Below are 14,006 nucleotides of genomic sequence, written 5' to 3'. Positions count from 1 at the left end.
TAGGGCGGGGAGCTGAACTGGACGAATCGATTTCGATTTGCGGGGTGCTATGAGAATTGCTGTACTGGATGACGATCCGGCCCAGACGGATTTCGTCAGTCAAACGCTGACGGCCGTTGGCCATACGTGCTATGCGTTCAAGGAAGGCAAGGCCCTGAAGAAGCGTCTGCAGCGCGAGACCTTCGATCTGCTGGTGCTCGACTGGAACGTGCCCGACATGTCCGGCGAGGAAGTGCTGAAGTGGGTGCGCGCCAATCAGACCGAGCACAGCCTGCCGATCATCTTCATGACGAGCCGTGACGACGAGGCGGGGATCACGCAGATCCTCAACGCCGGCGCCGACGACTACGTGGTCAAGCCCGTGTCGGGCCCGATCCTGCGCGCACGCATCGGCTCGCTGCTGCGTCGCGCGTATCCGGTCAACGCCGAGGCAACCGTTCGCGAATTCGATCAATTCCGTTTCGACGTGAACCTGAAGCAGGCCTACGTCGGCGACAAGGCCGTGAGCCTCACGCAGAAGGAATTCGAACTCGCGCTGCTGCTGTTCCAGCACCTCGACCGGCCGCTGTCGCGCGCGCACATTCTCGATCTCGTGTGGAAGCAGGCGACCGACATCCCGTCGCGCACGATGGATACGCACATCTCGATGCTGCGCACCAAGCTCGGCCTGCGGCCCGAAAACGGCTATCGCCTCGCGCCGATCTACGGCTACGGCTACCGGCTCGAGCGGGTCGGCCAGGGAGAACCGGAGTGACCACGGGAATCATGCAGCGCACGGCGAACCTGCGCACGGTAGCGCTGCGCGCAGCGTGTGCGGTCGCGTTTGCGTTCGCCGCGCAGCATGCGGCTGCCCAGCCACCCGAGGCGGCGGGCAAGATGGCCGTCTACCGCACGCAGGCGGGCGACACGCTGTACGACGTCGCCACGCGCTACCTGCAGGGCGCGGATGACTGGCAACTGCTCCAGCGGATCAACGGCGTGCCCGCGCCGAAGCATCTGCAGCCCGGCATCGCGCTGAAGCTGCCGGTGGCGCGCCTGCGCAAGGAAAAGCTGACCGCGCGCGTCGTCGCGGTGCAGGGCTCGGCCGAACGTGCGTCCGGCGACGCTTATGCGCCGCTCGCGAACGACGCGACGCTCGCCGAAGGCGATCGCGTGCGCACGGGCCCGAACGGCTTCGTGACGCTCGAGCTCGCCGACGGCACGCACATGAGCCTGCCGCCCGACAGCCAGCTCGCCCTGAAGACGCTGCGCCGCACGGTGCTGACCGGCACGCTCGATCGTGAGTTCGAACTGACGCGTGGCTCGGTCGACAGCGAGGTCACCCATCTGAAGAAACGCGACGACCGCTTCCAGATCCGGTCGCCGTCGGTCGTGGCAGGCGTGCGCGGCACGCACTTTCGCGTGAACTACGACGCGGCCGGCAATGCGTCGACGCGCGTCGAAGTGCTCGACGGCACCGTCGGCGTGGCGGGCGACCGCCGGTTGGCCGATCCGACGCTCGTGCATGCGAATTTCGGCAGCGTCGCGACATCGTCCGGCGCGGTCGGCGCGCCCGTCGAGCTGTTGCCCGCGCCGGCGCTCGCGCATCCCGACAAGGTGCAGGACGAGCCCGATGTCGCATTCGACGTCGCGCCGCTCGACCAGGCGCATGCATATCGCGTCCAGCTCGCGCACGACGCCGGGCTGCTCGACCTGTTCCGCGAGACGCGCACCGATTCGCCGCGCGCGGTCTTCCACGATGTGCCGAACGGGAACTACTTCGTGCGGGTCGCCGCGATCGACGCGAACGGCCTCGAGGGCCGGCCGCGTACGTACGCGTTCGAACGCCGCGTGATGGGGCTCGACGCGAGCGCGTCGCCCGGCGCCGGCGGCTACGAGTTCCGCTGGTCGCCGAGCGGTGCGGGCAAGGGTGCGCGCTACCGGTTCGTGCTGTCGCGCTCGAAGGACCTGAGCGCGCCGGTCGTCGACCAGGTCGGCCTGCATACGCGCCAGATTACGGTCGCGCACCTGCCGCCGGGCGACTATTTCTGGGCCGTGACCGTCGAGGAGTTCGAAGGCGGCAAGTTCTACGAGAAGACCAGTCCGGTCGGCGCGTTCACGCTGTCGCGCTGATCCGCGGCGCATGAAACCCGATTCCGTTTCCCCGCGGCGGCACCTTGGCCGCCGCTTCCTGATCGAATGGATCGCGATCGGCTGCCTCGGGATCGCGGTGATCCTCGCGTGCGCGCTCGGCCGGCTGTCGGCGAGCGTCGACGGGCTGCTCTACGACCGGCTGCTGATGCTGCGCAGCCTGCCGTTGTCACCCGACGTGGTCGTCGTCGACATCGACAACCAGAGCGTGTCCGCGCTTGGCCGCTGGCCGTGGTCGCGCGACGTGCATGCGCGGCTGCTCGACACGCTGGCGCGCGCGCAACCGGCCGCCGTCGTCTACGATGTCCTGTTCACCGAACCGTCGCCGGAAGATCGCGCGTTCGCGGACGCGATGAGCCGCGTGCCGACCTTCCTGCCCGTGCTGCTGAGCCCCGAGCAACCGGACGGCACGCGCACCGTCGATCCGCCGGTGGCGCCGCTCGCCGCGCGCGCGATGGGGCTCGGCCACATCAATCTCGAAGTCGATCCCGACGGCATCGTGCGCAGCGTCGCGCTGTTCGAAAGCGACGGCCGGGTGCGCTGGCCGCAACTGATGGTGCCCGTGTACCGGGCGATCCAGGCCGGCCGGCTGCATCCGGTCGGCGGCGCGCCGGGCGCGGACGCGCACGACCTGTCGCGCGACGCGGCCGGCGAGGGCCGCTACCTGATCCCGTTCAGCCGCAATACGCCCGCGTATCCGACGCTGTCGTTCGACGACGTGCTCGAAGGGCGCGTGAAGCCCGATGCGCTGCGCGGCAAGATCGTCGTCGTCGGCGTGACGGCGTCGGGGCTGTACGACCGGTTCGCCACGCCCGTGTCCGGCGAATTCGGGCCGCTCGCCGGCGTGTATATCCACGCCAACGTGCTCGACATGCTGGCGACCGGCAGTGCGATCTCGCCGGTGTCGCGTGCCGGGCTGTTCGCCGCGTCGCTGCTGCCGCTCGCCGCGCTGCTGGGCGGCTTCCTGATGCTGTCGCCGTGGCGCGCGCTGCTGCTGACGCTGAGCCTTGCCGCGCTCTCGGTCGTCGCGAGCATGGCGCTGCTGTTCGAGGCGCGCATCTGGCTGTCGCCGGCGCCCGCGATCTTCGGGCTGATCGCCGTCTACCCGATCTGGAACTGGCGGCGCCTCGAAATGACGATGTCGTACCTGCGCCGCGAACTGCAGCGGCTCGCCGACGAGCCGCACTTGCTGCCCGAGGCGCCGCGCACGCGCGACGTCGGCGGCGACGTGCTCGAGCGGCAGATGGCGCTGATGGCGCAAGCCGCGCAGCGCGTGCAGGACATGAAGCGCTTCGTGTGGGACAGCCTCGACAGCATGCCCGAGCCGATCTTCGTGACCGACCTGGCCGGTACCGTGCTGATCGCGAACCATGCGGCGAAGCGCTACGGGTCGCGGCTCGCGCTGCCGCTGCCGGAAGGGCGGCCGCTGCGCACCGCGCTCGGCGAGCTGACGTTCATGAAGACCGTCGACGGCAACGCGGAACACGATGCGGCGATCCGCGAGCACTGGCCGGCCGTGCTCGACCCGACGCTCGAGGCCGAGCATGACGCGATGGCGCGCGGCATCGAGGTGCGCGACCGCGACGGGCTCGACCATCTGCTACGCTACGCCGCATGCACGAACGCGCAGGGCCGCGTGACGGGCTGGATTGCCGGCCTCGTCGACGTGACCGAACTGCACGCGGCCGAGCGGCATCGCGAGGAAGCGCTGCACCTGCTGTCGCACGACATGCGCTCGCCGCAGTCGTCGATTCTCGCGCTCGTCGAGATCGAGCGCGACCGCGTCGAGACCGACGCGATGCGCGGGCTGCTTGCGCGGATCGAGCGCTACGCGCACCGCGCGCTGTCGCTCGCCGACGAGTTCGTGCAGTTGGCGCGCGCGGAGTCGCAGGCGTACCAGCTCGAGGTGACGAGCCTTGTCGACGTGCTGATCGATGCGAGCGACGAGGTGTGGCCGCAGGCGCAAGCGAAGCACATCCGCATCGACACCGAGGTTGGCACCGACATGTGCTGGGTGCGCGCGGATCGCTCGCTGATCACGCGCGCCTTCGTGAACCTGTTGAACAATGCAGTCAAATACAGTCCGTCTGATACCGTGATCACGTGTACGCTGGCGGTCGAGCACGCGTCGAAACGGATGTTCTGTACGATTCGCGATCAGGGTTACGGGATTGCGCCGGAAGATCAGCGGCATCTGTTCGAGCGTTTCAAGCGATTCCATGCCGGCGAGCGGCCCGAAATCTCGGGTTCCGGGCTCGGCATGGCATTCGTGAAGACGGTCGTCACGCGCCATGGGGGCAGCGTGTCGGTCGACAGCGTGGTGGGTGTCGGCACCGCGGTGACGGTGTCGCTGCCCGCGATCGACGAGCCGTCCGCCTGACAGGGCCGGGCGCGACGGCAGGCATTTGGGGAAAGCCATGAGAAAGGAATGGGCAGCGACCGCGCTGGCGGCGTCGCTGTTGACGGGTTGCGCCGGCGTGACGAGCGGCGTGAGTGCGGTCGGGCAGCCGAACGCGTTCGCATCCGATGCGCACAGCTACGATTTCGTGCGAACGGCCGCGCAGGCCAATGATGCCGAATACCGGCAGATCGAGACGCTTGTGCGCGACGAACTCGCGCACCGCGGCTTCGATGCGAGGCCGCTCGCGGCCGCGCGCTACCGGTTGTCGATCGCGTATGCGACGCAGCCGGCCTCGGTCGCGGCGCGCGCCGACGGGTGCGGCGCCGCGAGCAGCGCATGCGTGACGGTCGACGGGCCGGCGCCGTTTGCGCTGCCGTTCATGGGCCGCGTGTATCGCCATGTGCTGACGCTGCGCTTCGTCGACGCGAAATCGGGCGTCGACGTCTACCGCGTATCGGCCGCGCTGCGCGATCGCGATCCCGGCACGCAGCAGGCCGCGCCGGCGCTCGTGAAGAGCGCGCTCGCGAAGGTGCCGTTCGGCGACGGCGGTGGCTGGCTCGTCAAGACGAAAAAAGACGACGCGGGCGCGATGCCGGGCGTCGTCTCGGTGAAACCGGCCGACGCGCGCTGAGCGTCGGCGGCCGATGAGGTGAGGGCGGGCTCGCCGGAGTGAGCCCTCGTGCCCTTGCCGCGTTCAGTCGGCCGGGTGTGCGCCACCGCGCGTGCGGAGGTACGCGTCGAACTCCGCGCCGACTTCCGCGTGCCGCAGCGCGAACTCGACCGTCGCCTTCAGGTAGCCGAGCTTGCTGCCGCAGTCGTAGCGCGTGCCCTGGTACTTGTAGGCCAGCACTTGCTCGTCGGCGAGCAGCGCCTGGATCGCGTCGGTGAGCTGCAGCTCGCCGCCCGCGCCGGGCTTCAGCGCGCGCAGGTGCTCGAAGATCCGCGGCTTCAGGATGTAGCGGCCGACCACGCCGAGGTTCGACGGCGCGACTTCCGGCGCCGGCTTCTCGATGATCGCCGACATCTTGACGATCGACTCTTCCCACTCCTTGCCGTCGACGATCCCGTACGACTTCGTCTCCGACGGCGGGATCTCTTCGACGCCGATCACCGAGCTGTGATAGTGGTCGAACACGTCGACCATCTGCTTCATCACGGGCGGGTTGCCGTCGAGCAGGTCGTCGGCGAGGATCACCGCGAACGGGTTGTCGGCCACGAGCTTTTCCGCGCACAGCACCGCATGACCGAGGCCGAGCGCTTCCGGCTGGCGCACGTAGAAGCAATCGACATGGCTCGGCTTGATGCTGCGCACGAGTTCGAGCAGCTTTGCCTTGCCGCGCGCCTCGAGTTCGGCCTCGACTTCGTACGACTTGTCGAAGTGGTCCTCGATCGCGCGCTTGCTGCGCCCGGTGACGAAGATCATCTCGGTGATGCCGGCGGCGATCGCTTCCTCCACTGCGTACTGGATCAGCGGCTTGTCGACGACCGGCAGCATTTCCTTCGGGCTTGCCTTCGTTGCCGGGAGGAACCGTGTGCCGAGACCGGCAACGGGGAACACCGCCTTGGTAACTTTCAACATGATCGAACCTTTATTCCTGTAATCGACTTGTCAGACGGTCTATGTTCACGTTGCAATTATAGTGAACGCAAACGACCTTACGGTTTGTTACGCAGGCAACCGATCGACCTGCGCGCGCAGTTTCTCGAGCGTGCTCTGGAATTCCGCGACGCGCTTTTGCTCCTGTTCGACCACGGCTGGCGGTGCTTTCGCGACGAATGCCTCGTTGCCGAGCTTCGCATTGCACTTTGCGATCTCGCCCGTCAGGCGCGTGATCTCCTTCGACAGGCGCTCGCGTTCGGCCGCGACGTCGATCTCGACCTTCAGCACCAGCTTGTTCGGGCCGACGATCGCGATCGGCGCACCGTGCGCTTCCTTGTCGAGCGTCGCTTCGTCCGCGAGGATCTGCACTTCCGACAGGCGCGCGAGGGCCTGGACGTACGGCGCGAACGAGCGCAGGCGCTCGGCATCGCCGGCCGCGAGCAGCGGCACCTTGGTGGCCGGCGACAGGTTCATCTCGCCGCGCAGGTTGCGGCACGCGTCGACGATCGCCTTCAGGTCGGCCGCCCATTGCTCCGACGCTTCGTCGATCTTCTGCAGGTTCGCGATCGGGTACGCCTGCGTCATCAGCGACGCTTCGCCCTCGGCCTTGCCCTGCGGATAGCGGCCCGCGAGCGGCGCGACCTTTTGCCAGAGCGCTTCGGTGATGAACGGGATGATCGGGTGCGCGAGGCGCAGCACCGTCTCGAGCACGCGCAGCAGCGTGCGGCGCGTCGCGCGCTGCTGTTCCGGCGTGCCGTTCTGGATCTGCACCTTCGCGAGTTCGAGATACCAGTCGCAGTACTCGTCCCACACGAACTTATAGATGCTGCTTGCGATGTTGTCGAAGCGGTAATCGGCGAAGCCCTTCGCGATGTCGGCCTCCGTGCGCTGCAGCAGCGACACGATCCAGCGGTCGGCCGCCGAGAAGTCGAGGTAGCCGCCCGGGCCGCAATCGCCCGCGCCGCAGACTTCCGGCTTGTCGCTACCGCAGTCGTGACCTTCGCAGTTCATCAGCACGAAGCGCGTGGCGTTCCACAGCTTGTTGCAGAAGTTGCGATAGCCTTCGCAGCGTGCGAGGTCGAAGTTCACGTTGCGGCCGAGCGTCGCCATCGATGCCATCGTGAAGCGCAGCGCGTCGGTGCCGAACGCGGGGATGCCGTCCGGGAATTCCTTGCGCGTCTTCTTCTCGATCGTCGCGGCCTGCTTCGGGTTCATCAGGCCCGTCGTGCGCTTCGCGACCAGCGTGTCGAGGTCGATGCCGTCGACGATGTCGATCGGGTCGAGCGTGTTGCCCTTGCTCTTCGACATCTTCTGGCCTTCCGCGTCGCGCACGAGGCCGTGCACGTAGACGGTGTGGAACGGCACCTTGCCCGTGAAGTGCGTGGTCATCATCACCATCCGGGCGACCCAGAAGAAGATGATGTCGAAGCCCGTGACGAGCACCGACGACGGCAGGAAGTGCTTCAGTTCAGGCGTTTCGTTCGGCCAGCCGAGCGACGAGAACGGCACGAGCGCCGACGAGAACCACGTGTCGAGCACGTCTTCGTCGCGCTTCAGCGCACCCGTGTAACCCTTCGCGGCAGCCTGCGCGCGCGCCTCTTCCTCGTGGCGCGCGACGAACACCTCGCCGTTCTCGCCGTACCACGCGGGAATCTGGTGGCCCCACCACAGCTGGCGCGAGATGCACCAGTCCTGGATGTTCTCGAGCCACTGGTAATAGGTGGTCGTCCAGTTTTCCGGGACGAACTTGATCTGGCCGCTGCGCACGACGTCGAGCGACGTTTCCGTGATCGACTTGCCGGGATTGAACGTGCCTTCCGGCGCCGGCTTCGTCATCGCGACGAACCACTGGTCGGTCAGCATCGGCTCGATCACGACGCCCGTGCGGTCGCCGCGCGGCACCATCAGCTTGTGCGGCTTCACCGAGTCGAGGAAGCCCTGCGCATCGAGGTCGGCGACGATCGCCTTGCGTGCGTCGAAGCGGTCGAGGCCGCGGTACTGCTCGGGGCCGTTGTCGTTGATCTTCGCGTCGAGCGTCAGGATCTCGATCGGCGCGAGCTTGTGGCGCTGGCCGACCTGGTAGTCGTTGAAGTCGTGCGCCGGCGTGACCTTCACGACGCCCGTGCCGAACGCGCGGTCGACGTAGTCGTCGGCGATCACCGGGATCTCGCGGCCCGTCAGCGGCAGCGTGACGAGCTTGCCGATCAGGTGTGCGTAGCGCTCGTCTTCCGGGTGGACCATCAGCGCGACGTCGCCGAGCATCGTTTCCGGGCGCGTCGTTGCAACGGTCAGCGAACCCGAGCCATCGACGAGCGGGTAACGGATGTGCCACAGGTGGCCGTTTTCCTCTTCGCTCACGACTTCGAGGTCCGACACGGCGGTCAGCAGCACCGGATCCCAGTTGACGAGGCGCTTGCCGCGATAGATCAGGCCCTGTTCATAGAGCGTGACGAACACGTCGCGCACGGCGGCCGACATCTTGTCGTCCATCGTGAAGTATTCGCGCGACCAGTCGGGCGACGCGCCGAGGCGGCGCACCTGGCCGGTGATCGTCGAACCGGATTTTTCCTTCCATTCCCACACGCGCTCGACGAACTTCTCGCGGCCGAGGTCGTGGCGCGACACGCCCTGTGCGTCGAGCTGGCGCTCGACGACGATCTGGGTCGCGATCCCCGCGTGGTCGGTGCCGGGCACCCACAGGGTGTTCTCGCCGAGCATCCGGTGGTAGCGGGTGAGGCCGTCCATGATCGTCTGGTTGAACGCGTGGCCCATGTGCAGCGTGCCCGTCACGTTCGGCGGCGGCAACTGGATCGAGAAATCGGGGCGGGCCGGATCGAAGGCCGGGGCCGCGTAGCCGCGCTTTTCCCACTCCGGCCCCCATTGGGATTCGATGGTGTGGGGCTCGAAGCTCTTCGCAAGCGTGTTGTCGCTCATGTTGGAAATCTGCCGAAAAATGCGTGAATTGGATGCCGAATCTGACAATTATAAATGCATCTATATAGATGGTCGGTCGCTGATATGGGCGTATCCATACTGGCCGGCCATTGCGTGCCCTGCGTGTCGGCGTTCCGCGGCCTTCGCAGCATGCCTGCACGATAGCGAACGGCAAGCTTCGCGGCCGACTTATAATGTCGGGTCCGCATTTTCCTCGCCCGTTCGCTGCCGCTCCATGCCCGACCTGCTCGCCAATCTGAACCCCGAACAACTCGCCGCCGTCACGTTGCCGAACGAACCGGCGCTGATCCTCGCCGGGGCGGGCAGCGGCAAGACCCGCGTGCTGATCACCCGCATCGCGTGGCTGATCCAGCAGGGCTACGCATCGCCGCCCACCGTGCTCGCCGTGACCTTCACGAACAAGGCCGCGCGCGAGATGATGGCGCGCCTGTCGGCGATGATGCCGATCGACACGCGCGGAATGTGGATCGGCACGTTCCACGGCCTGTGCAACCGGATGCTGCGCACGCACTGGCGCGACGCCGGCCTGCCGCAGACCTTCCAGATCCTCGATACGGCCGACCAGCTGTCCGCGATCAAGCGGCTGATGAAGGCGGCGAACGTCGACGACGAGAAGTACCCGCCGAAGAACGTGCAGTACTTCATCAACAACGCGAAGGAGCAGGGGCTGCGTCCCGACAAGGTCGACGCGTCCGACAACTTCAACCGCAAGTTCGTCGAGCTGTACCAGGCTTACGACCAGCAGTGCCAGCGCGAGGGCGTCGTCGATTTCCCCGAGCTGCTGCTGCGCTGCTACGAACTGCTCGCGTACAACGCGCCGCTGCGCGCGCACTACCAGGCGCGCTTCAAGCACATCCTCGTCGACGAGTTCCAGGACACCAACAAGCTGCAGTACGCGTGGCTCAAGATGCTCGCGGGCGGCCAGAACGCGATCTTCGCGGTCGGCGACGACGACCAGTCGATCTACGCGTTCCGCGGCGCGAACGTCGGCAACATGCGCGACTTCGAAGACGAATTCCGCGTGCGCAACCTGATCAAGCTCGAGCAGAACTACCGGTCGCACGGCAACATCCTCGACGCGGCGAACCAGCTGATCTCGAACAACGCGCACCGCCTCGGCAAGAACCTGCGCACCGATGCGGGCCACGGCGAGCCCGTGCGCGTGTACGAGGCGAGCACCGATTCGCAGGAAGCCGGCTGGATCGTCGAGGAGATCCGCTCGCTGATCAACACCGGGATGGCGCGCAGCGAAGTGGCCGTCCTGTACCGCAGCAACGCGCAGTCGCGCTCGATCGAGCACACGCTGATGTCGTCGGGCATCCCGTATCGCGTGTACGGCGGCCTGCGCTTCTTCGAGCGCCAGGAAGTGAAGCACGCGCTCGCGTACCTGCGCCTGATCGACAACCCGAACGACGACACCGCGTTCGTGCGCGTCGTGAATTTCCCGACCCGCGGCATCGGTGCGCGCTCGATCGAGCAGCTGGCCGACGCCGCGCGCCTGTACGGCTGCTCGATGGCTGCCGCGATTCCGTACGTGACGGGCAAGGCCGGCACGAGCCTCGGCGGGTTCGCAAACCTGGTCGCGAAGATGCGCGCCGATACGCAGCACATGAACCTGCCCGATACCGTCGAGCACATCGTGCGCGCCAGCGGTCTTGCCGATTTCTACCAGGGCGAGCGCGAAGGCCAGGACCGTCTCGAGAACTTGCAGGAACTGGTGAACGCGGCCACCGCGTTCATTGCCGAGGAAGGCTACGGGCTCGACACGCCGGCCCGCTCGATCCCGCTGCGCGCAGGTGCGATCGCGGCGCCGGCGCTCGGCACCGCGACGGACGATCCGGCGCTCGACGTGCTCGATCCGGTATCGCCCGCGGACCCGGCACAGAACCCCGACACGATGACGCCGCTCGCCGGCTTCCTGTCGCATGCGTCACTGGAGGCCGGCGACAACCAGGCCCAGGCCGGGCAGGACGCCGTGCAACTGATGACGGTGCACGCGGCGAAGGGGCTCGAATTCTCGGCCGTGTTCATCACGGGTCTCGAGGAAGGGCTGTTCCCGCACGAGAACAGCGTGCTCGAATCGGACGGCCTCGAGGAAGAGCGCCGGCTGATGTACGTTGCGATCACGCGCGCGAAGGAGCGGCTCTACCTGTCGTTCGCACAGAGCCGGATGCTGCACGGCCAGACGCGCTACAACGTGCGCTCGCGCTTCTTCGACGAGCTGCCCGAACACGTGCTCAAGTGGCTGACGCCGAAGGTCGAGGCCGGTTCGCGCTGGGGCGGCCGGTCGGACAACGCCGGGTACGGGCGCGACTGGTTCGCGCGGCCGGGCGGCGGCAGTCGCGAGCAGATCGTCGACCCGGCCGTGTCCGCACCGCTGCCCGCGTTCGCGGACAAGCAGCGCGCGGCCGATGCCGGTTTCCGGGTCGGCCAGCAGGTGTTCCACACCAAGTTCGGCGAAGGCACGGTCACCGCGCTCGAGGGCAACGGCACCGATGCGAAGGCGCAGGTGAAATTCAAGCGGCACGGCGAGAAGTGGCTCGCGCTCGCGGTCACGAAACTGCAGGCGGTGGAATGATGGGCATCGATAACTTTGCGACGCCCGTGGCTCGTCCGCTCGGCATTCTGGCCGCGTTGCCCGAGGAACTCGGCGACCTGATCGCCGCGATGCGCGCCGACGGCGCGATGAAGACGGTCACGCTCGGCCGTCGCGATTATCACGTCGGCACCGTGCATGGCGCGGCCTGCGTCGTGACGCTCGCACGGGTCGGCAAGGTCGCGGCCGCCGCGACGGTCAGCGCGCTGATCCACGTGTTCGGCGTGGCGGGCGTCGTGTTCACCGGCGTCGCGGGCGGCGTGTCGCGCACGGTGCGCGTCGGCGATGTCGTCGTGGCCGATACGCTGCTGCAGCACGATCTCGATGCGTCGCCGCTCTTTCCGCGCTACGAGGTGCCGTTGCTCGGCATTACGCGTTTCGCGACCGACGCGGCGCTGACGGCAAGCCTGCGGGCCGCGTGCGCGCAATTCGTCGAGGAAGAGGGCGCGCAGTTCGCCGCGCGCTTCGGCCTGGCCGGTGCGAAGCAGCATGCGGGGCTCATCATCAGCGGCGACCGCTTCGTGTCGAGCGAGCGCGAGGTCGTCGCGCTGCGTGACGCGCTGCCGGATGCGCTCGCGGTCGAAATGGAAGGGGCCGCGATCGCGCAGGTGTGTGCGGAGCACGACGTGCCGTTCGCGCTCGTACGGACGATTTCCGATACGGCCGACGATCATGCAACGCAGTCGTTCTCGCACTTCCTGTCGGCGATCGCGAGCAGCTATTCGTCCGGCATCCTCAAGCGTTTCCTGACGCTGCATGCGACGACGGCGGCCTGAAGCCGCCGTCGTTTTCTTCACTCCTTCTTCAAGCCATTCGACCGGCCGCGGCGCGCACGCCACGGCCGCCTCGTCACGCTTTCTTGCGCCGGCTGCTTTCGAGGTTCGGCAGGAACACCGTCAGCACGCCGATCAGCGGCAGGAACGAGCACACCTTGTAGACGAACGCGATGCTCGTCGCGTCGGCGAGCTGGCCGAGCACGGCCGCGCCGACCCCGCCGAGGCCGAACGCGAAGCCGAAGAACAGGCCCGCGACCATCCCGACCTTGCCGGGCATCAGTTCCGTCGCGTAGACGAGGATCGCGGCGAACGCCGATGCGAGCACGATGCCGATGATCACGGTCAGCACGCTCGTCCAGAACAGGTTCGCGTACGGCAGCAGCAGCGTGAACGGCGCGACGCCGAGGATCGATACCCAGATCACGTACTTGCGGCCGATCCGGTCGCCCACCGGCCCGCCGATCAGCGTGCCGGCCGCCACGGCCGCGAGGAACACGAACAGGTGGATCTGCGCGGCCTGCACCGACAGGTGGAACTTGTCGATCAGGTAGAACGTGAAATAGCTGTTGATGCTCGCGAGGTAGAAGTACTTCGAGAACACGAGCAGCACCAGCACGCCGATCGCGCCCATCACGCGGCCGCGCGACAGCGTCGGGTGGCCGGCCGCCGCGGCCTTCTTCTTCATCGACGGATGCTTCTTGTACCAGTGGCCGATCTGCGTGAGCACGATCATCGCGACGAGCGCGGCCGCCGAGAACCACGCGATGCTGTGCTGGCCGTGCGGAATGATCACGAGTGCGGCAAGCAGCGGCCCGAGCGCGGAACCCGCATTGCCGCCGACCTGGAACACCGACTGCGCGAGCCCGTGCTGGCCGCCCGACGCCATCCGCGCGACGCGCGACGATTCGGGATGGAACACCGACGAGCCGCAGCCGACGAGCGCCGCGGCGACCAGCAGCATCGGGAAATTCGGCGCGACCGACATCAGCAGCAGCCCCGCGAGCGTGAAGCCCATGCCGACCGGCAGCGAATACGGTTTCGGGCGCTTGTCGGTATAGAGGCCGATGAGCGGCTGCAGCAGCGATGCGGTGATCTGGTAGGTGAGCGTGATCAGGCCGATCTGCGCGAACGACAGCGCGAACTGGCTCTTGAGCATCGGATAGATCGCGAGGATCAACGACTGGATCATGTCGTTGAGCATGTGCGAGAAGCTGATCGCGCCGAGCACCGGGTACACGGTGCGGGAGACGGGGGGCGCGGACGGCTGGGTGGCGGCTGCGCCGGCGGAGCCGGTGTCGAAGCTGGTTTCCATGTGAGAGCTGAACGAGTTGAGGTGGCGGGCGCGCTCTGCTGGGGATGGGCGCGTCTTGAATCGTTGCTGCGTCAAAGAAGTGTAATGTGGCGTATCGAGAATGTCCGGACAAGTTTTGTCGTGAATCGGACATTCATCCGATGGATCGGCCGGTGCCCGCTTTTTGGCCGGGTATAACGCTGGCGGCGCGCCTGCCCGTCAGCGGGGCCGCGCCCGGGGCCGGGTGCGTGGTTTCC

The 14,006-nt window shown here is 67.2% G+C and carries 9 protein-coding genes; 6 read left to right on the top strand and 3 right to left on the bottom strand.

The features are described 5' to 3' along the window. Positions 1–49 precede the first annotated feature (49 nt). The 4 genes from HWX36_RS15885 to HWX36_RS15870 are packed head-to-tail and all read left to right on the top strand — an operon-like array spanning position 50 to position 5,162. Positions 50–754, top strand: coding sequence for a response regulator transcription factor (locus HWX36_RS15885; protein ID WP_006490421.1), 705 nt, complete (start codon positions 50–52; stop codon positions 752–754). Beyond that, on the top strand, positions 751–2,112 hold the full coding sequence (locus HWX36_RS15880; protein ID WP_175952992.1) for a FecR domain-containing protein: 1,362 nt from the start codon (positions 751–753) through the stop codon (positions 2,110–2,112). The genes HWX36_RS15885 and HWX36_RS15880 overlap by 4 nt, the downstream gene beginning before the upstream one ends. Positions 2,113–2,122: 10 nt before the next feature. Then, the gene (locus HWX36_RS15875; RefSeq protein ID WP_175952991.1) at positions 2,123–4,510 is read left to right on the top strand and encodes a CHASE2 domain-containing protein; all 2,388 of its coding nucleotides are present in this window, start codon (positions 2,123–2,125) and stop codon (positions 4,508–4,510) included. Between the two features lie 37 nt (positions 4,511–4,547). Next, a complete protein-coding gene (locus HWX36_RS15870; RefSeq protein WP_175952990.1) occupies positions 4,548–5,162 on the top strand; it encodes a DUF4136 domain-containing protein in 615 nt (204 codons plus the stop codon). A 63-nt stretch (positions 5,163–5,225) separates the two neighbouring features. Here HWX36_RS15870 and galU read toward each other — a convergent pair whose 3' ends face one another. Together galU and HWX36_RS15860 are read right to left on the bottom strand one after the other, a co-directional pair. Continuing rightward, positions 5,226–6,110, bottom strand: a complete 885-nt coding sequence (gene galU, locus HWX36_RS15865) for a UTP--glucose-1-phosphate uridylyltransferase GalU (RefSeq protein WP_175952989.1) — start codon at positions 6,108–6,110, stop codon at positions 5,226–5,228. 87 nt (positions 6,111–6,197) lie between these two features. Next, on the bottom strand, positions 6,198–9,065 hold the full coding sequence (locus HWX36_RS15860; protein WP_175952988.1) for a valine--tRNA ligase: 2,868 nt from the start codon (positions 9,063–9,065) through the stop codon (positions 6,198–6,200). 235 nt (positions 9,066–9,300) lie between these two features. Here HWX36_RS15860 and HWX36_RS15855 point away from each other — a divergent pair, with 235 nt between their 5' ends. Both HWX36_RS15855 and HWX36_RS15850 read left to right on the top strand, forming a co-directional pair. Next, complete coding sequence (locus tag HWX36_RS15855; protein ID WP_175952987.1) at positions 9,301–11,664, top strand: UvrD-helicase domain-containing protein; 2,364 nt, start codon at positions 9,301–9,303, stop codon at positions 11,662–11,664. Next, complete coding sequence (locus HWX36_RS15850) at positions 11,661–12,458, top strand: 5'-methylthioadenosine/adenosylhomocysteine nucleosidase (protein WP_175952986.1); 798 nt, start codon at positions 11,661–11,663, stop codon at positions 12,456–12,458. Before HWX36_RS15855 ends, HWX36_RS15850 begins: the two co-directional genes overlap by 4 nt. 73 nt (positions 12,459–12,531) lie before the next feature. Here HWX36_RS15850 and HWX36_RS15845 read toward each other — a convergent pair whose 3' ends face one another. Continuing rightward, positions 12,532–13,770, bottom strand: a complete 1,239-nt coding sequence (locus HWX36_RS15845; protein WP_175952985.1) for an MFS transporter — start codon at positions 13,768–13,770, stop codon at positions 12,532–12,534. Positions 13,771–14,006: the final 236 nt, after the last annotated feature.

This window comes from Burkholderia sp. BCC0405 (genome assembly GCF_902833075.1).
Taxonomy (GTDB): Bacteria; Pseudomonadota; Gammaproteobacteria; order Burkholderiales; family Burkholderiaceae; genus Burkholderia.
The sequence above is the reverse complement of the archived record's forward strand: the minus strand, read 5'-3'. Positions and strand labels throughout refer to the sequence as shown.